The sequence below is a fragment of the Embleya sp. NPDC005971 genome, from assembly GCF_040629175.1.
In the GTDB taxonomy this organism is placed as follows: domain Bacteria; phylum Actinomycetota; class Actinomycetes; order Streptomycetales; family Streptomycetaceae; genus Embleya.
On record NZ_JBEXUX010000001.1, the window covers coordinates 343,287 to 361,447 of the forward strand.

Annotated in this window: 15 protein-coding genes; 8 read left to right on the top strand and 7 right to left on the bottom strand. The window is 71.7% G+C overall.

The annotated features are described in order from the left end of the window. The first annotated feature begins 370 nt into the window (after positions 1 to 370). Positions 371 to 1,732 (top strand): type I glutamate--ammonia ligase, encoded by a 1,362-nt coding sequence (gene glnA / locus ABZ374_RS01440; RefSeq protein ID WP_360304857.1) that lies wholly within the window; start codon positions 371 to 373, stop codon positions 1,730 to 1,732. A gap of 90 nt (positions 1,733 to 1,822) precedes the next feature. Here the strand turns inward: glnA and ABZ374_RS01445 are convergent, their stop codons facing one another. Next, positions 1,823 to 2,641: a TetR/AcrR family transcriptional regulator gene (locus ABZ374_RS01445; protein WP_360304859.1), complete on the bottom strand. Its 819-nt coding sequence runs from the start codon at positions 2,639 to 2,641 to the stop codon at positions 1,823 to 1,825. Positions 2,642 to 2,692: 51 nt separating this feature from the next. On the opposite strand from ABZ374_RS01445, the gene ABZ374_RS01450 reads away from it, so the two are divergent. Next, the gene (locus ABZ374_RS01450; RefSeq protein ID WP_360304861.1) at positions 2,693 to 5,710 is read left to right on the top strand and encodes a bifunctional [glutamine synthetase] adenylyltransferase/[glutamine synthetase]-adenylyl-L-tyrosine phosphorylase; all 3,018 of its coding nucleotides are present in this window, start codon (positions 2,693 to 2,695) and stop codon (positions 5,708 to 5,710) included. Here ABZ374_RS01450 and ABZ374_RS01455 read toward each other — a convergent pair. The 4 genes from ABZ374_RS01455 to ABZ374_RS01470 all read right to left on the bottom strand — a co-directional run bounded on the left by ABZ374_RS01455 (position 5,674) and on the right by ABZ374_RS01470 (position 9,886). Continuing rightward, the gene (locus ABZ374_RS01455) at positions 5,674 to 6,588 is read right to left on the bottom strand and encodes a phosphatase PAP2 family protein (RefSeq protein ID WP_360304863.1); all 915 of its coding nucleotides are present in this window, start codon (positions 6,586 to 6,588) and stop codon (positions 5,674 to 5,676) included. The two genes, ABZ374_RS01450 and ABZ374_RS01455, sit on opposite strands and share 37 nt — an antisense overlap. Positions 6,589 to 6,926: 338 nt before the next feature. Further along, positions 6,927 to 8,378, bottom strand: a complete 1,452-nt coding sequence (locus tag ABZ374_RS01460; protein ID WP_360304864.1) for an MFS transporter — start codon at positions 8,376 to 8,378, stop codon at positions 6,927 to 6,929. Between the two features lie 198 nt (positions 8,379 to 8,576). Then, the gene (locus ABZ374_RS01465; RefSeq protein ID WP_360304866.1) at positions 8,577 to 8,918 is read right to left on the bottom strand and encodes a VOC family protein; all 342 of its coding nucleotides are present in this window, start codon (positions 8,916 to 8,918) and stop codon (positions 8,577 to 8,579) included. A gap of 110 nt (positions 8,919 to 9,028) precedes the next feature. After that, complete coding sequence (locus ABZ374_RS01470; protein ID WP_360304868.1) at positions 9,029 to 9,886, bottom strand: helix-turn-helix domain-containing protein; 858 nt, start codon at positions 9,884 to 9,886, stop codon at positions 9,029 to 9,031. 371 nt (positions 9,887 to 10,257) lie between these two features. Here ABZ374_RS01470 and ABZ374_RS01475 point away from each other — a divergent pair, with 371 nt between their 5' ends. Further along, a complete protein-coding gene (locus tag ABZ374_RS01475; protein WP_360304870.1) occupies positions 10,258 to 11,502 on the top strand; it encodes an NAD(P)/FAD-dependent oxidoreductase in 1,245 nt (414 codons plus the stop codon). Between the two features lie 70 nt (positions 11,503 to 11,572). Here the strand turns inward: ABZ374_RS01475 and ABZ374_RS01480 are convergent, their stop codons facing one another. After that, complete coding sequence (locus ABZ374_RS01480; RefSeq protein WP_360304871.1) at positions 11,573 to 12,943, bottom strand: regulator; 1,371 nt, start codon at positions 12,941 to 12,943, stop codon at positions 11,573 to 11,575. Between the two features lie 477 nt (positions 12,944 to 13,420). Here ABZ374_RS01480 and ABZ374_RS01485 point away from each other — a divergent pair, with 477 nt between their 5' ends. The 5 genes from ABZ374_RS01485 (at position 13,421) to ABZ374_RS01505 (ending at position 17,329) form a co-directional block, all read left to right on the top strand. Beyond that, positions 13,421 to 14,122: a hypothetical protein gene (locus ABZ374_RS01485; protein WP_360304873.1), complete on the top strand. Its 702-nt coding sequence runs from the start codon at positions 13,421 to 13,423 to the stop codon at positions 14,120 to 14,122. 28 nt (positions 14,123 to 14,150) lie between these two features. After that, positions 14,151 to 14,945 carry a lipoyl(octanoyl) transferase LipB gene (gene lipB, locus ABZ374_RS01490; RefSeq protein WP_360304875.1) on the top strand — a complete coding sequence of 265 codons (795 nt, stop codon included), beginning with the start codon at positions 14,151 to 14,153 and terminating at the stop codon, positions 14,943 to 14,945. Positions 14,946 to 15,176: 231 nt separating this feature from the next. After that, the gene (gene lipA / locus ABZ374_RS01495) at positions 15,177 to 16,148 is read left to right on the top strand and encodes a lipoyl synthase (RefSeq protein ID WP_360304877.1); all 972 of its coding nucleotides are present in this window, start codon (positions 15,177 to 15,179) and stop codon (positions 16,146 to 16,148) included. 88 nt (positions 16,149 to 16,236) lie between these two features. Then, positions 16,237 to 16,503, top strand: a complete 267-nt coding sequence (locus tag ABZ374_RS01500; protein WP_360304879.1) for a hypothetical protein — start codon at positions 16,237 to 16,239, stop codon at positions 16,501 to 16,503. A 139-nt stretch (positions 16,504 to 16,642) separates the two neighbouring features. Further along, positions 16,643 to 17,329: a DUF4191 domain-containing protein gene (locus ABZ374_RS01505; RefSeq protein WP_360304881.1), complete on the top strand. Its 687-nt coding sequence runs from the start codon at positions 16,643 to 16,645 to the stop codon at positions 17,327 to 17,329. Between the two features lie 156 nt (positions 17,330 to 17,485). Here the strand turns inward: ABZ374_RS01505 and ABZ374_RS01510 are convergent, their stop codons facing one another. Then, the gene (locus tag ABZ374_RS01510; protein WP_360304883.1) at positions 17,486 to 17,944 is read right to left on the bottom strand and encodes an RDD family protein; all 459 of its coding nucleotides are present in this window, start codon (positions 17,942 to 17,944) and stop codon (positions 17,486 to 17,488) included. Positions 17,945 to 18,161: the final 217 nt, after the last annotated feature.

An 18,161-nucleotide genomic window follows, 5' to 3' on the forward strand; every position in this document is an offset into this window, starting at 1 on the left:
CTCGGCCGGTCGGAAAACCGCAGGCGAACGGCGGGCGAAAGACGTTTGTTCGAGCAGGCCCGGGGCTCGGCGGCAACGCACTCGGGCGATACCCTGGACACCGTTGAGCACCGGGCCTCGACGGCTCGCCCGACGGAATTCCCGAAGGCTGCGATGCCGCGCGAAGAAGGTATCCCGCAGGTCGCCCATGGAGCGGTTCTCGGGGTACAGGACCACGGGAGCCACGCGAGCACCACGCCACCCGTGCGCGAGTCCGGGGGCAACGCAAAGGGTACGTAATGTGCCCGAAACCCTGGAGCGGGATACTCGTGTGCCCGCAGTGCCCCTGCCGATCGCTCACAGGCCGTCCGACCTGCAAGGATAGGGAATTATGGATAAGCAGCAGGAGTTCGTGCTCCGCACCCTCGAGGAGCGCGACATCCGGTTCGTGCGGCTGTGGTTCACCGATGTGCTCGGCTTCCTGAAGTCGGTCGCGGTGGCTCCGGCCGAGCTGGAGCAGGCCTTCGCGGAAGGCATCGGCTTCGACGGCTCGGCGATCGAGGGATTCGCGCGCGTACACGAGTCCGACATGCTCGCGAAGCCGGATCCGGCCACGTTCCAGATCCTGCCGTGGCGGGCCGAGGCACCCGGCACCGCACGGATGTTCTGCGACATCCTGATGCCCGACGGCTCGCCGTCCTTCGCGGACCCGCGCTACGTGCTCAAGCGCACCCTGGAGCGGGCGTCGGAGAAGGGTTTCACCTTCTACACGCACCCCGAGATCGAGTTCTTCCTGTTCAAGGAGAAGCCGGTCGACGGGCGCCCGCCGACCCCGGTGGACCACAGCGGCTACTTCGACCACACCCCGCAGCCGGTCGGCCAGGACTTCCGCCGGCAGGCGATCACGATGCTCGAGAACATGGGCATCTCGGTCGAGTTCAGCCACCACGAGGGCGCGCCGGGCCAGCAGGAGATCGACCTGCGCTACGCGGACGCGCTGAGCACGGCGGACAACATCATGACCTTCCGCCTGGTGGTCAAGGAGGTCGCGCTGGAGCAGGGCGTGCACGCGTCCTTCATGCCCAAGCCGTTCTCCGAGCACCCCGGCTCCGGCATGCACACCCACCTGTCGCTGTTCGAGGGCGACCGTAACGCGTTCTACGAGGCCGGTGCGGAGTACCAGCTCTCCAAGATCGGCCGCTCGTTCATCGCGGGCCTGCTCATGCACGCGGGCGAGATGGCCGCGATCACGAACCAGTGGGTCAACTCCTACAAGCGGCTGTGGGGCGCGTCGGCGCGCACCGCGGGCATGGGCGGCGAGGCCCCCTCCTACATCTGCTGGGGCCACAACAACCGCTCCGCCCTGGTGCGGGTGCCGATGTACAAGCCCACCAAGGGGCAGTCCACCCGGATCGAGGTGCGCCAGATCGACTCGGCGTGCAACCCCTACCTGGCCTACGCCGTGCTGCTCGGCGCCGGGCTCAAGGGCGTCGAGGAGGGCTACGAACTGCCCCCCGGCGCCGAGGACGACGTGTGGGCGCTGACCGACGCCGAGCGGCGCGCGCTGGGCATCGCGCCGCTGCCGCAGAACCTGGCCGAGGCGATCGCGCTGATGGAACGCAGCGAACTGCTGCCGGAGATCCTCGGCGAGCACGTCTTCGAGTTCTTCCTGCGCAACAAGCGGCACGAGTGGGAGGAGTACCGCCAGCAGGTGACTCCCTTCGAGCTCAAGCGCTACCTGCCGGTGCTCTGAGCGCATCCGGCGCCGGCGCGCGAGCGCCACGCGAACGGCCCGACCCCGGTGCGGGGTCGGGCCGTTCGTGCTCGGGCGGCGCGCGGGTGCTCACCTCATCGGCGGGCCCAGCAGTTCCAGGATGTAGCGGACGTAGGCGTCCTTGTCCTCGCCCTGGGGCAGCAGTTGCGGCGCACCCCGGCGGATCAGCGCGATGCCGACGGTCATCGTCAGCGCGGTCAGCGCGTGCCGGTAGGCGGCGTCCGCGGGCAGGCCGAGTTCCTCGGTGAGGCGGGCGCCGAACTCCAGCCGGCGCCGGGTGACCTGTTCCAGGATCGGGCCCACCACCGGGTGCTCGGCGTGGATCAGCAGCGTCGTGGTGATGTCCGCGCCGCTGGGCGCGGTGAACGCGTACTCGGTGAGTCGGCGCCCGCGTTCGACCGGGTCCTCGATGCGTTCGGCCGCCGCCATCAGCTCCTCGGACTCGGCCACCCAGCGCTCCAGCGCGGCCTGGATGAGCGAGTCGCGATCCTTGAAATGCCAGTAGAAGCTGCCCTTGGTGGTGCCGAGGCTCTCCGCGAGGGGTTCCACCGCGACCGCACCCAGACCGCCCCCTCGCATCGCTTCCAGGGCCGCCCGAGCCCAGTCCTCTCGGCTGAGGGTGCGGCGGCCGGGGCGAGCGGGCCGTTCCGGTTCGTCGTCTGATTGAACCCTCTCCGAGGGAACACCGTTGCGCATGACACCTACGCTAACGTAGGGTGACGTCCCGTACGGTGGCGTATGGCAGTTCGTTGCTACGGAGGCCTCTTCGGGCCGTGGGACGGACGGCTCGCAGAGCGGAACTGTCGTCCGCCGCCGGGCGAGGGCGCGCCGCATTCGAAATTCGCCGCGGTCGGGGGGCTCGGCGAGTCCCGTGCGGCGCGTCCACATTCCCAGTTCCGTTCTTGATCGATCAGCCGTTTGACCGGATACGCTCGGCCGGTGACCCCTGTGGATCAGCCCCGCGAACCGGCGGCCACCGACGGGCGCCTGGTCCGGCTCGGCTTCACCGACATCGCCGCCGCCGCACGCAACCTGCGCGACCCGGCACTGCTCGGCGCCGGGGAGGACTCGCTCTTCCTGGACGCGCTCGCCGCCACCGCCGACCCCGACCTCGCACTGCTCGGTCTGGTCCGACTGGCCGAGGCCGCCGCCGACCGCTCCGTCCTGTTGTCCACGCTCGCCTCGGCGAAGCCCTTCCGGGACCGGATACTGGGCGTGCTGGGGGTGAGCGCGGCACTGGGCGACCACCTCGCGCGCCACCCCGACGACTGGCGCACGCTGGTCACCTACGACGTCCAGGACGCCCGACCCACGCCGGCCTACTTCCACGCCGTGCTCACCACCGCCACCGCCGGCCTGCGCGGCGACCCGGCGTTGGACGCGCTGCGGGTCGGCTACCGGCGCTGCCTGCTCTCGATCGCCGCCCGCGACGTGTGCGGCAGCGCCGACGAGCCGACGGTGGCCACCGAACTCGCCGACCTGGCCGGCGCCACCCTGGACGCCGCGCTCGACCTGGTCCGGCGCGAACACCCGGTCGAGGCCGAGCAGTGCCGCCTCGCGGTGATCGGCATGGGCAAGTGCGGCGGACGCGAACTCAACTACATCAGCGACGTGGACGTGGTCTTCGTCGCCGAGGCACCCCCCGGCGTGCCCGAGGGCGTCGCGGTCGCCGCGGCCAATCGGCTGGCCGGCGCGCTGATGCGGACCTGCTCGGCGACCACCGTCGAGGGCTCGATCTGGGAGGTGGACGCCAACCTGCGCCCGGAGGGCCGCAACGGCCCGCTCACCCGCACCCTGGCCAGCCACCTCGCCTACTACGAACGCTGGGCCAAGACCTGGGAGTTCCAGGCCCTGCTCAAGGCCCGCCCGGTGGCCGGCGACCCGGCGCTGGGCCGCAAGTACCTGGACAGCGTGTCCCCGCTGGTGTGGACCGCCGCCCGCCGGGAGAACTTCGTCGCCGACGTGCAGGCGATGCGCCGCCGTGTCGTGGACAGCATCCCCGCACGCGAGGTGGAGCGCGAGGTCAAGCTCGGGCCCGGCGGCCTGCGCGACATCGAGTTCGCGGTCCAGCTCCTGCAGTTGGTGCACGGCAAGTCCGACCCGGCGCTGCGCAGCGGCTCCACCCTGGACGCGCTTGCCGCGCTGTCCGCGGCCGGCTACGTGGGGCGCGACGACGGCGCCGCGCTGGACGCCGCGTACCGCTTCCTGCGCACGCTGGAGCACCGCATCCAGCTCTTCCGGCTGCGCCGCACCCACCTGATGCCCACCGACCCGGGCGAGCTGCGCCGGATCGGCCGCTCGATGGGCATGCGGGCGAACCCGGTGGGCGAGCTGGAGAAGGCGTGGAAGCAGCGCACGGTGGAGGTGCGCCGGCTGCACGAGAAGTTGTTCTACCGGCCGCTCCTGGACGCGGTCGCCCGACTCAAGGCGGGCGAGCAGCGGCTGACCCCGGAGGCCGCGCGGGCCCGCTTCGAGGCGCTGGGATACGCCGACCCGGCCGCCGCGCTGCGCCACCTGGAGGCGCTCGCGTCCGGGGTCAGCCGGCGCGCCTCGATCCAGCGCACGCTGCTGCCGGTGATGCTGAGCTGGTTCGCCGACTCGGCGGATCCGGACGCCGGGCTGTTGGCGTTTCGCCAGGTCTCCGACGCGCTCGGCAACACGCACTGGTATCTGCGTCTGCTGCGCGACTCGGGGGCGGGGTCGTCGGGGGCGGCGGCGGAGTACATGGCGCGGGTGCTCGCCTCCGGGCGACTGGCGCCGGACCTGCTGCTGCGCGCACCCGAGGCGGTCGCGATCCTGGGCGATCCGGACGGGCTTCGGCCGCGCTCGCGGGCCGTGCTGGAGACCGAGATCCTGGCCGCGGTGGGGCGGGCGCCGGGGCCGGAGAGCGCGGTGCAGGCGGCGCGCAGCGTGCGTCGACGCGAGCTGTTCCGGATCGTCGCGGCCGACGTGCTGGGCCGGCTGGACGTGGACGCCATCGGCAAGGCGCTCACCGATGTCAACGCGGCGACGCTGACCGGCGCGCTCCGGGCCGCGATCGACATGTGCGAGCGCGGCACGGGACCGATCCCGACCCGGATCGCGATCATCGCGATGGGCCGGTTCGGCGGCTACGAGCAGGGCTACGGCAGCGACGCGGACGTGATGTTCGTGCACGAGCCGATCGAGGGCGCGCCCGAGGAGGCGGCGACCAAGGCGGCGCACAGCGTGTGCAACGAGGTGCGCCGACTGTTGCAGATCCCGTCCACGGATCCGCCGCTGTTGATCGACGCCGACCTGCGGCCCGAGGGGCGGCAGGGCCCGCTGGTGCGCACGCTGGCGTCCTACCGGGCCTACTACGAGCGCTGGTCCAAGTTGTGGGAGAGCCAGGCGCTGCTGCGTGCCGACTTCACCTCCGGCGACGCCGAGCTGGGCCGACGGTTCCTGGCGATGGTCGACCCGCTGCGTCACCCGTGGGGCGGGATCGACGACACCCAGGTGCGGGAGATCCGCCGGATGAAGGCCCGGATCGAGTCCGAGCGGCTGCCGCGCGGCGCCGACCCGACCACGCACACCAAGCTCGGGCGCGGCGGCTTGGCCGACGTGGAGTGGGTGGTGCAGCTCTTGCAGTTGCGGCACGCGCACGCGGTGCCCGAGCTGCGGGTGACCGGCACTCGGCAGGGGCTCGTGGCGGCCCGGGACGCGGGTCTGCTCGACCGGCACGACGCGCAGATCCTGGACGACGCGTGGGTCGAGGCCACCCGGGTGCGCAACGCGGTGATGATCGTGCGCGGCCGGTCCTCGGACAGCTTCCCGACCGATGTGCGCGAGCTGGGCGGGGTGGCCCGGCTGTTGGGTCACCCGTCGGACGAGACCGGCAGCCTGATCGAGGAGTATCGGCGGGTGACCCGGCTCGCCCGGGTCGTGGTGGAGCGGGTGTTCTACGGGGAGGACGAGACTTCGACGGGCTCGCGCTGAGGTCGCTCGCGTCGCCGGTCGTCGTCCTCGTCCCGGCCCGCGCCCGCACCGGTGGGCACACGGTCGGGCTCGGCGGGTCGATCCCCGGGCCCGGCGTCCGCGCGCGGGTCGTCCGGTGGGTACTGCGGGAAGCGGTACGCGGATCGCCCGTTCAGCAGGCACTGCAGGCCGAAGGCCGCGGCCAGGGTGATCCAGCCGCCGACCGCGTCGAGCACGAAGTGGTTGCCGGTCGCCACGATCACGAACAGGGTCGCGATCGGGTACAACACCCCGAGCACCTTGACCCACATCGGGCGGGCGAACATCACGATCGCCATCGCGCACCAGGTCGACCAACCGATGTGCATCGACGGCATCGCGGCGTACTGGTTGGAGACGTTCTTCATGTCCCCGGACGCCATCGAGCCCCACGTGTGGTGGACCAGGACGGTGTCGATGTAGCCCGCGCCCGGCAACAATCGGGGCGGGGCCAACGCGAAGAAGAAGTATCCGAACAGCGCCAGGCCGGTGGTCAGGAACAACACCGTACGCACGGCTCGGTAGCGGCCGGGATGTCGGTGGAAGAGCCACACCAGGACACCGATGGTCACCACGAAGTGCAACGTCGCGTAGTAGTAGTTCATCGACACGATCAACCAGGTGACGCCGTTGACCGCGTGGTTGACGCTGTGTTCGATGTCGATGTGCAGCGCCTGCTCGACATCGAGCAACTGTCGGGCGCGGTGCACGGCCAGGTGTTCGCGCTCGGGCACCGCGTTGCGAATCAGCGAGTAGACCCAGTAGCTCAACGCGATCAACGCGAGTTCGACCACGAATCTGGGCCGGCGCGGCGTGCTCAGATAGGCACGCAATCGGGTCTTCGTGGGGACTGGCTGCATGGTTGTCCGTCCGGCTTCGTCGGTCACCCGTCGCCCCGACGGCGGCATGGTCTCTCGGCTCGGATTGCCCCCCATGGGTCAAGTCTGCCAGAGCCCATGCTTTCGCCGATCACCCCGTAGGGCCATCCGAGGGCGATCTTCTCCCACCCCGGGGGGAGGTATCGGGACGTATCGCGATGGGCTCGGGCAGGCGTTCGGGCGGGTCGGCGGGCGTGCGGTGGGGTGCGTCGCGGTGCGGGACGGGGACGCGTCGGTGCCGCCCCCTCGGATTCGTCGAGAGGGCGGCGCCGCGTGTCGTGGACGGGGTCCGGCCGGCGGTTTCGCCGGTGGGTCGGGGGTCAGGGGGTCGGGAGGGACTCGGCCGGACGGTCGGTGGAGGTCGTGGTCGGCGCGGGTGTGCGCCCTCGCAGGGTGACGGCGGCGATCAGGGCGCCGGCGGCGGCGATCCCGGCGGCACCGAGGAACGCGGCGGAGAAGCCGTCGGTGAGCGCGGCGGGGTTGCCGATCTCCCGGGAGCCGTGCGCGGCGGCGACGGCGGTCATCGCGGCCAGGCCCAGGGCGGAGCCGATCTGGTAGCTGGTGTTGACGATGCCGGAGGCGAGGCCGCCCTCCTCGGGACGGGCGCTGGAGATGGCGGTGCCGAGGGAGGGGATGAACGCGAGGGCCATGCCGGCGGCGGCGAGCAGGGAGGCGGGCAGGACGTCGACCCAGTAGTTGCCGTCGGAGCGGACGAAGGACAGCCACAACATGCCGCCGGCGAGCGCGGCGAGGCCGGTGACCACGAGCGGGGAGGGGCCGAAGCGGGCGATCAGACGCGGCGCGAGCACGATCATCATCACCATGATGGCGACGGTCATCGGCAGCAGCGCGGAGCCGGAGGCGAAGGCGCCCAGGCCGAGGACCTCCTGGAGGTAGAGGTTGAGGAAGAACCACATCGGGATCCAGGCGCCCGCCATCAACAACTGGGCGAGGTTGGCACCGGCCAGGCCCGGCGTGCGCAGGATGCGCAGCGGCATCAGCGGCTCGGCCCGCTTGCCCTGGAGCAGCAGGAACAGCGCGATGAGGGCGACACCGGCGGCGAGGACGAGGAGCGTCTCGGCCGAGGCCCAGCCGGTCTCGGGGGCCCGGACGACGGCGTAGACGGCGGCGCCGAGGCCGGCGGTGACGGTGATCGCGCCCAGGATGTCGACGCCGCCGCGACGGGCCGGGGCGTCGGGCATCAGCGCCGGGGTGGCGACGAGGGCGAGGATCGCGACCGGGATGTTGATGTAGAAGACCCACGGCCAACTGGCGTATTCGGTGATCAGGCCGCCCAGGAAGACGCCGGCCGTGCCGCCGGCGGGGGCCGCGGCGCCGTACAGCGCGAAGGCCTTGGTCAGCTCCTTGGGATTGCCGCCGAAGAGCATCATCAACAGGGTCAGCGCGGAGGGCGCGATGAGCGCGGCGCCGACGCCCTGGACGGCGCGCCCGGCGAGCTCGACCCAGACCTGGTCGGCCAGACCGGCGGCCAGCGAACCGACTCCCAGGACGGCCCAGCCGGTGCTGAACATGCGCTTGGCGCCGAACAGGTCGGACAGCCGCCCGCCGAGCAACAACAGCCCACCGAAGGCGACCACGTAGGCGTTGAACACCCAGGACAGGTTCTCCTGCGAGAACCCGAGATCGGTCCGCATCTCCGGCAGCGCCACACCGATGATCGACGTGTCCATGATGACCATGAACTGCGCCAGCGCAATGAGCGCCAACGCGGTCCAACGGCGTGGATTGGGTTGGACCTGCGACTGAGACATCCTGATCACTCCGTAGATACGCATGGGGGGTATCGAGCGATCAGGAACATACCCTAGGGGGGTATCGATGCGCCAGAGGTCGGCGGAAATACCTCGGTGGGGTATGTATTCGTCGGGCTGCGACGGCGAAAGGCCCTGCTCCCGCAGTCCGACGCGGGGGCAGGGCCCTTTCCGGGGTGGGCGAGTGGACGCGGTCGGTCAGCCGCCGATCCGGTGCAGGCCGAACGGCACGCCCTGGTCGTCGGTACACAGTGCGAACCGTCCGAAGCCCGGTTCCTCCGGGCGGGCATCCTCCGCGGTCCCGCCCAACTCGCGGACGAGCCGAACGCTCGCCTCGATGTCCTCCACCGCGAAGAACATCGTGACGGACGACGACGGGTCCCCGCCGTGCAGCCCGCCCCGCACGGTCGGCGTGGTGATCGAGACCTGGCCCGGCTCGCCGGTCGGTGGGAACTTCCAGTCGAACAGTCGGCCGAAGAAGGTTTGCGCCCGGAGCGGATCCGGGACGCCGATCTCGAAGAAGGTCGGCTCGCCGTGCATGACGACTCCCGCGTGTCGGTGAATGATTCCTCGACGGTAGGCGGGCGACTTGTCGTGGTCTTGGATATTTGGGCCGCCGGGCCGGCCCTCGGCGCCCCGTCGAACCGCCGTCAGACGCCGGCGGCCATGGCCGCGCCCGAGGCGTCGCCGGCCAGGCCGCCGAGGAACGCGGTCGGCGTGCAGCCGGCGTACTCCTTGAACTCGCGATTGAGGTGGGCCTGGTCGTAGTACCCGCAGCGGATCGCCACCTCGGCGAGCGATCGCACCTCGGGCCGACGGAGCAGGTCGACGGCGTGCTCGAACCGCACCAGATTGGCCATCGCCTTCGGTGGCAACCCGATCTCGGCCCGGAACCGTTGGGCCAGGCGTTTGCGACTCCAGCCGGTCTGCTCGTGCAACAGGCCGATCCCGAGATCGCCCCGGCGATCGGTCACCCGGCGCCACGACCCGGCCAACACCGGATCGGCGCCGTGTCCCCGCTCGGCCCGCGCGCCCAGGGCCGCCTCGACGCGCTCGAACCGCTCCGCCCACCCCGAGTCCCCGCGCAGCCGCTCGACCAGCTCGCCCGTACCCGGCCAAAGCTCGGACACGTCCACCACCTGTTCGGCCAACTCGCTCGCCGGTACGTCGAAGAGCACTCCCGCCGCCAACGGCGAGAGTCGCACCTCCAGGACGCGCTGACTGCCGGCGTGCGCCGCCTCGACCCCTCCCCGCCCGACCCCCACCAACGCCGCCTCGGCCGCGGGGCCGCCGCGCCCGCCCCGCAACAACGAGAGCGGCCCGCCGAGGCCGATCAACAACACCAGCACCGGCGCCGGCAACTCGTGCCGCACGATCGGCCCGCCCAGCGACTCGCAGAACCCGCCATAGCCGACCACCAGCCCGTCGAGCCCGCGCCGCGGGTGCCCGACGGCGGCCTCCCAGCGCCCGCCCGGGCCACTCCCACGCCGAATCCCACCGAAGCTCACCACCCCTCCAGTCTCGCGCGCCGGGGCGAGGGGCCCGAGGCGAGCTCGCGGGCGCGGGTGCGGTGGGGCGGTTCGGCGACGGACCCGCGACCGGCTCGGGTGGGATCTCCCCGACGGGGGCGCTCCGCGTCTCGCGTACGGCGCTCGTGATCCGGTGCCGCGGCCCGCCGGGTCGCCGTGCGCTGCGACCGCCGCCGGGCGGCCCACCCGCACTCGCCGAGAGCCCCCACCCCTTGTTCGACTCCGGGCCAACTCCCGTGTGGGGCAAGGCGCGTTCGGTGAATTCCGTGGGTATGACCTGTAGGCGACGAAACCGACTCCGCGGCGCCTGCGGCCGTGGGCAGGGGGACGGGAGGACGACCGTGGTGGACGTGCGTCGAACCGAGGTGATCGTGGTGGGGGCGGGGCTGGCCGGGTTGAGCGCGGCGCGGACGGTGGCGGCGGCGGGGGTTCCGGTGACCGTGCTGGAGGCCGCGGAACGGCCCGGCGGGCGGGTGCGCACCGATCTGGTGGACGGATTCCGGATCGACCGCGGCTTCCAGTCGCTGACCACCTCGTGGCCTCAGGTGAACCGGCAACTGGACGTCGTCGCCCTCGGGTTGCGTTCGTTCCAGGCCGGTGTGCTGCTCCACGAGGACGGCCGCACCCAGCGGGTGGGCGATGTCCGCCGGGTGCGGGACGCGCTCGGCGGGCTGCGCAACGGCAACGGCACCGACCGGGCCCGGGTGGCCGCGCTGCTCGCCCGGGCCGCGTCCACGCCGGTGGCCCGGGTGATGAGCGCGCCCGAGGGGTGCATCGCCGACGCGCCCACGATGCGCGCGCTGCCGCCCGAACTGACCCGACGTACGCTGCGCCCACTGCTGGCCATGCTGTTGCACGATCCGGCGTTGTGTTCGTCCAGCCGATTCGCCGAGTTGATGCTGCGGTCGTTCCTGCGCGGCCGGGTGGCGCTGCCCGCGCGCGGCATGGCGGCGGTGCCGGCGCAACTCGCCGCCGGGTTGCCCGCCGGCGCGGTGCGTCACGGCGTGCGGGTGTTGTCCGTCTCGGCCGACCGGGTGCTCACCGACGTGGCGGGCGAGATCCGCGCCGGCGCGGTGATCGTGGCCACCGACCCGACCACCGCGGTGACCCTGCTGCCGGGCCTGCGGATGCCCGCGTTCCACCCGGTGACCACGCTGTACCACGTGACCCGCGAAGCCCCCCGACCCGACGCGTCACTGCTCGTGGAGGCCGACCCGCGCAGCCCGTTCGCGCACACCGCGGTGGTCACCCAGGTCGCGCCCACCTACGCGCCGGACCGGCGGGCGCTGATCGCCACCACCGTGCTGGGCCACGACGGCGCGGAGCCGACCAAGCTCGAACTCCGGGTCCGCGAACGCCTGGCCGTCGTTTACGACACGCCCACCACCGAGTGGGCACACCTGACCACCTGTCACATCGCGCGTGCCCTCCCGGTGGTCGAGCCCGGCCACAACTTCCGCCGCCCGGTCCGCCTGATCGGCGGCCTGTACGTCTGCGGCGACCATCGCGACTCCAGCTCCATCCAGGGCGCCCTGGCCTCGGGCCGCCGAGCCGCCCGGTCGGCCCTCCTGGACCTGGGCGTCCCGGCCGGCTGATTTGGGCCCGAACGCCCGAAGGCGGCAAGCACGGACCCGAGCCGGCCCGGGCACACCCGCGTCCCCACGCTCACGCGGTCCGCACGAAACACCCCGACCGCGCCTCGAACTCCCGTACCGCCGGCACGTCCCGATACGGCGCCAGCCGATGCGTGAACTCGCGCACGTAGTCCACCGCCCGCGACGACCGCAGGCCCTCCGCCTGCTCCGTCGCCTCCGCCTCGATCCGACACGCCTGTTCGACCTCGCCCAACTCCAACAACGCGGTGGCCAGGATCGTCTGGCAGAACAGCCGACTGCGGGTGTACTCGCTGCCGCGCAACAGCAGCGACCGCTCGGCGTACTCGCGAGCCTTGTCGTAGTCCTCCAGGTCCCGGTAGCAGTGCGCGTGGTCGTCGGTGAGCTGCGCCTCGTTCATGAACGCGACCCACTCCGGCTCCTCGTCGCCGGGCGCCACGCACTCCAACGCCTGCTCCGCGCGCAGCAGCGCCGCGCCGCACGCCCGCGCGTCCCCGAGCAGCCCGTGCCCGCGCGCCTCGACCGCGTGGAACAGCGCCCGGACCCGGGGCGTGGCCACCCCCGAGGCGCCCTGCTGGGCGACCCGCGCCAGTTGTACCGCCTCGCGCCCGTGGCCGAGGTAGACCGCCTGTCGGCTCATCGTGGACAACACGAAGCCGCCGAGCGCCCGATCCCCCGACGCCTGGGCCAGCCGCAACGCCTGCACGAAGTAGCGCTGCGCCATCCCGTGCACGCCCACGTCGTACGCCATCCAGCCGACCAACCGGGTGAGCGTGGCCGCCGCGCCGAACAGCGCGCTGCCGGTGCGCGAGTCGTAGGTCCCGCGCAGTATCGCGGTCACCTCCGTGTCCAGGTAGCGCACCAACGCCTGCCTGCCGTGCCCGCCGCCGAACGAGTTGTCCAACCGCCGGAACGCCTCGCCGACCGCACGCACCGCGGCCACGTTGCCCGGCCCGACCCGATCGCCGTCCTGCCGGGCCGGCCGCTCGTCGCCTGCGCCGATCAGCCAGTCCCGACTGGGCACCACCAGCGCCCCGGGCGTGAACGCGGCCTCCACCAGCGCGGATCGTTGCGCCGAGTCGGCCTGCCACATGCCCGTGACGATCTCGACCGCCTCGGGCGGCCCCGACGCGTATTCGAGCCCGGCGTAGTCCGGCCGGCATCCGGCCATGCCCAGGTCCTCGGCGCTGAGCTTGCGGCCGAGTCGCTGGGTGAAGACCTCGGCAAGCAGTATCGGCACGATCCCGCGCGGATGTTGGCCACGCAGCCAGCGCGCCACGGAGGTCTTGTCGTATCGCAGATCGATGCCCTGTTCCGCACCGAGTTGGTCAACGCGTCGGGCCAGACCGGCATGCGAGAAACCGGCTTCCTCGACAAGCGCCGCCAGCCGGTGATTGGGGCGCCGCTCGACCCTGGCTGCCATGGAGATGAACGCCTCCCGCTGGTGCGGTGGTTCGGTGTGGGTGGGTGATCGCGCGAGAATCTAGCGATTTCTGGAGCGCTACAACCCGAACGCTCGCAACAATGACCCTTTCGAGCTACCGGGGCCGGCCCGGCGGTCGGGTGGCGAATCCGGCGCGACGGCGGCCTGTCGTGGTCGAGTTCGGCAGAACCTGCCGAATCCTCGGGGCGGATGCGATGCGGCATCACCATCGATAGGTCTCTTGCGGTGCACGAAGCCGTGGTGGAACATGCGCGAGGCAGTTCACCCGATGGGGTGATCGACCCCCCGGCCGAAGCCCGATGTCCCGAGCCGGAACACCCGAACCGCACAACCGGAACCGAATCGGCCGCCGGCGAGTCGATTCGGGTGACCGAGTCGCGCAACCGGCCGGATCCGACCGACGACCCGTCCCGCGGCCCGCCCCCGCGGCCGCACCCACTCGAAGGAAGCGCACGCGTGACCCGGCAGCCCGACGACACCGCCCGCGGGATCGTGATCCCCCTGGCCGTGGTCGCACTCGTGTGCCTGCTGCTCACCAGTGGCGTCTTCCTGTTCTCCGGTTCGGGCGACGACAAGGGCGGCAAGCGCGCGATTCCGAACGACCTGAACCTGCCGCTGCCCGCGCCCGCCTACCCGCTGCCCCGCACCGTCCCGACAAGCCCGGGCGCGACCTCGTCGCCGGGCGCGAGCCCGACCAGGTCGGCCGGGCGGTCACCGTCCGCCTCGGCGAGCGCGACCGCCGGTACCGGCCCCACGGCGGCCCGCTCCACCGCGCCGCCCGCCTCGATCGCCCCGTCCGTCCCGGCACCGCCGGCCACCACCGGCCCCAAGGACATCTCCGTCGACGCCCGGGTGACCGATTCCGGTTGGGGTGTCGACGGCACGGTGGTCATCACCAACCGCACCACACGACCGCTGCCCGCCTGGGACCTGACCCTCACCACGTCCGGCCGACAGAGCGGCTTCACCATGTTGTGGGGCGAGGGCATGCGCACGAGCACCGATCGCGGGGTCGCCACCGCGCGCGGCAACGGCCCGTTGGCCCCCGGAGCCAGCGCGGTGATCGAGTTCGGGCTGTACGGCCGAGTCGCCGCGATCGGCTGCACCTTCACCGGCGTGACCTGCACGGTCCGCGGGCTCGACGCCGGCCATCGGTGACGTTCGGCCCCGTCGTACGCTGGTGCGCGTGACCAACTTCTTGCGATTCGTGCACCTGGGCCTCGGCGCCGCCGCCGTTCCGTACGAGGCCGCCTGGGAGGAGCAGCGCCGCGTGCACGCGCAGGTGGTGAGCGGGGAGTCCGCCGATACCTGCCTGCTCCTGGAGCACCCCGCGGTGTACACGGCCGGTCGCCGCACGGACCCCTCCGAACGCCCGATGGACGGCACCCCCGTGGTCGACGTGGACCGGGGCGGCAAGATCACCTGGCACGGCCCCGGCCAACTCGTCGGCTACCCGATCGTGCGGCTGCCCGAGCCGGTCGACGTGGTCGCGCACGTGCGTCGGATGGAGGAGGCGCTGATCCGGGTCTGCGCCGAGCTGGGTCTGGAGACCACCCGGATCGAGGGTCGCAGCGGGGTCTGGGTCCTGGGCGACGCGGTGCCGCCGAGCCCGGCCCCGGTCGGCGGGCTCGACCTGCGCCTGGACGACCGCCTGGTGGCCGCGCCCGACCCGCGCCTGCACCCGGAGTTCGACCCGCGCCTGGCCGGCCCGGAGTACGCGCCCTCCAACGCGGGCCAGCGCGGCGACGACCGCAAGCTCGCGGCGATCGGCGTCCGGGTCTCGCGCAAGGTGACCATGCACGGCTTCGCGATCAACTGCGACGCGGACATGACGTACTACGACCGGATCGTGCCGTGCGGCATCAAGGACGCCGGCGTCACCTCGCTGAGTCGCGAACTGGGCCGCGAGGTCACCGTTTCCGAGGTGCTGCCGCTGGCCGAGAAGCACCTGGCCGAGGTGTTCGCGTCCGTGAGCGTGTGAGGCCCGCACACCGGCCCGTACACCGGCCCGCGTGACGCACGCCTCGTACCGAATCCGGCATCCGGGGAATCCACCCGGGTTCGTCCCGGTTGCCACCCGATGGGCCGTCCGGAGGCCCGAATCGCTCGGCGTACTCTGGACGCACCGCCCCACCACGGGCCCGGATCATCCTGACGGGCCCTCCGCAGTCTGTCCCGCCCCGCAGGCTGCCCCGAGCAAAGGGAGTCGCGCGTGTCCGCTGTCGCACCCGACGGCCGCAAGCTGCTTCGCCTGGAGGTCCGCAACGCGGAGACTCCCATCGAGCGCAAGCCTTCGTGGATCAAGACCCGGGCGAAGATGGGCCCCGAGTACACCGAGCTCAAGCAACTCGTGAAACGCGAGGGACTGCACACGGTGTGCGAGGAGGCCGGTTGCCCCAACATCTACGAATGTTGGGAGGACCGCGAGGCGACCTTCCTGATCGGCGGCGATCAGTGCACCCGGCGCTGCGACTTCTGCCAGATCGACACCGGCAAGCCGGCCGAGCTCGACCGTGACGAGCCGCGCCGCGTCGCGGAGTCGGTCCAGGCGATGGGGCTGAAGTACGCGACCGTCACCGGCGTCGCCCGCGACGACCTGCCCGACGGCGGTGCGTGGCTGTACGCGGAGACGGTCCGCCAGATCAAGGAGCTGAACCCGGGCACCGGGGTGGAGCTGCTGATCCCGGACTTCACCGCGCAACCGGACCAGTTGGCCGAGGTGTTCTCGTCCCGTCCCGAGGTGCTCGCGCACAACATCGAGACGGTGCCGCGCATCTTCAAGCGCATCCGACCCGGCTTCCGCTACGAGCGTTCGCTCGACGTGATCACCCAGGCCCGGGCCGACGGCCTGGTCACCAAGTCCAACCTGATCCTGGGCATGGGCGAGGAGCGCGCCGAGGTCAGCCAGGCCATGCAGGACCTGTACGACGCCGGCTGCGAGCTGCTGACCATCACGCAATACCTGCGGCCGAGCGTGCGGCACCACCCCGTCGAGCGCTGGGTGCGCCCGGAGGAGTTCGTCGAGCTGAACGAGGAGGCCGAGGAGATCGGCTTCGCGGGTGTGCTCTCCGGACCCCTGGTCCGCTCGTCGTACCGCGCGGGCCGGCTCTACCGCCAGGCCCTGGAAGTGCGCGAGTCCCGCTCCGCTTCGGGCGAAGGTATGCAGACTTTCACGTCGGTTTGACCCGGACGTCATCGTTTGGTAACACATTGTTGCGAGAGTCGGCCGCAGTGCGGCGAACCTTCGCACCGAGAACAGGTAGGGGGACGACGTGATGCAGGACAGGCAGCAGGGCAACGCCTCGGTGTTGCGCGACGCGTTCGACCGCGGCGCCGCGGCCCGCCGGGCGACCGTGGGCCGGGTCTTCCGGGCCGTCGAGACCGTGCTGATGTTCGAGGGCGGTCAGCGCACCGCACGACGCAACGCGTGGGCGGCCGTGTGCGCCGACCGCAATCGCGCCCGCGCCCGCGCCGAGGCCTCCGAGATCCTGGCCCGGCTCGCCCCGGTCAAGCCGGCCCCGGGCGCCGGCTCGCACTGACGCGTGGATCGCCGTACGGCCGTTCACCGGGGGTTCACCCGCGGCGGGCGGCCGTACCGCTGCGCCGCGCGCATGAAGGTTCGGACAAGCTGTCGGCAGGCATTGTCCCGGGTGGATGACACGCCAGTATCCTTTTCACATGGCGAGCAAGGAACCAACCGAGAAGAGCGGCCGGCTGAAGCAGATCCGGCTCGCCTACCAGCAGACGAAGAAGGCCGATCCGTGGGTCGGCTTGATTGTGGCGGCCTGGGGCCTGGGCGTATTCGCAGTACTCCTGGCCATCGGCTTCTGGTGGGGACATCCGATCTACCTGGGCATCTTCGGTGCCCTCGTGGGTCTGCTCGCGGCGGCCTTCATCTTCGGACGACGGGCCGAGAAGTCGGTGCTCGGCCAGATGGAGGGCCAGCCCGGCGCCGCGTTGGCGGTCATGCAGTCACTCAAGCGTGGCTGGGTCGTGACCCCCACCGTGGCCATCACCCGCCAGCAGGATGTCGTCCATCGCGCCGTGGGTCGCCCCGGCATCATCCTGGTGGGCGAGGGCCAGCCCGGTCGCGTGACGCGACTGCTGGCCGATGAGAAGAAGCGGATGTCCCGCCTGGTGGCGAGCACCACGGTGCACACGATCATCGTCGGCAACGAAGAGGGTCAGGTCCCGCTGCTCAAGCTGCAGCGGCACATCATGAAGTTGTCGCCGACCATGGCCAAGCCCGAGGTCGCGGTGGTCAACGACCGTCTGCGCGCGGTCGGCGACCTGATGAAGAACATGCCGGTGCCCAAGGGCCCGATGCCGAAGGGCGCGCGCATGCCGCGCGGCCCGCGCGGCTGACCCACCCCGCGCGACACGGCGGCGACACCCCGTCCCCACCCGATCACACACGAGAGCGGCGGCGATCCGAACCGGATCGCCGCCGCTCTTTCCGTTGTCACCCACCCGGCGCATTCGCCGTCCCGTATGGGCTACCCGGCCCGGGTGGCTTACGAGCTACGCGCGCACCACGGCGGTGCCGACCGCCTTGTCGTGGAACCCGCGCCCGTCCCGGTCGTAGATCGCCGGCGGGATCACCAGGCACAGCAGGAAGGTGCGCACCACGACCGCGAGCGGCAACAGCGTGTCGCGGGTGACCGACACCACCCGGATGCCCATGATGCGCTTACCGAAGGTCCAGCCGATCGTGCTCACCAGGAGCAGGTTCTCGGCGGCGAACAGGGCGAGGGTGCCCCAGCTCGTCCCGGGGTCGTTGAGGTCGCCGCCGCCCAGGAAGGACAGTGCGATGATGTAACAGATGCTCCAGTCGATCAGCAGGGCGATTAGCCTGCGTCCGGTCGGCGCGAGCGAGTTGGGTCCGTCCTCGGGCAGCCCGAGACGCTTGCCGCGGTAGCCGAAGTCTTCGGCCGCCGCCCCGGGGGCCTGTTTCCGCGATGCGGTCGTGTTCTCGTCCACCCGTCCAAAGTAGACGAGCCGGGCCGATTCACCCGCCCCGGGGTGCGCGTGAGGAGGTTGATCATGGGCATGCATCCAGGCAAGACGGGCTAGACCGTACGGGTGTGTGCGTAACATCCCGGAAACACGAGGGACACCGACGGGAAACCGCTCCCGCCTACCTTCATGGCCTAGTGGCCACCGGGGAGGAGGCCGCTCCCCGCGAACGCAACTACCC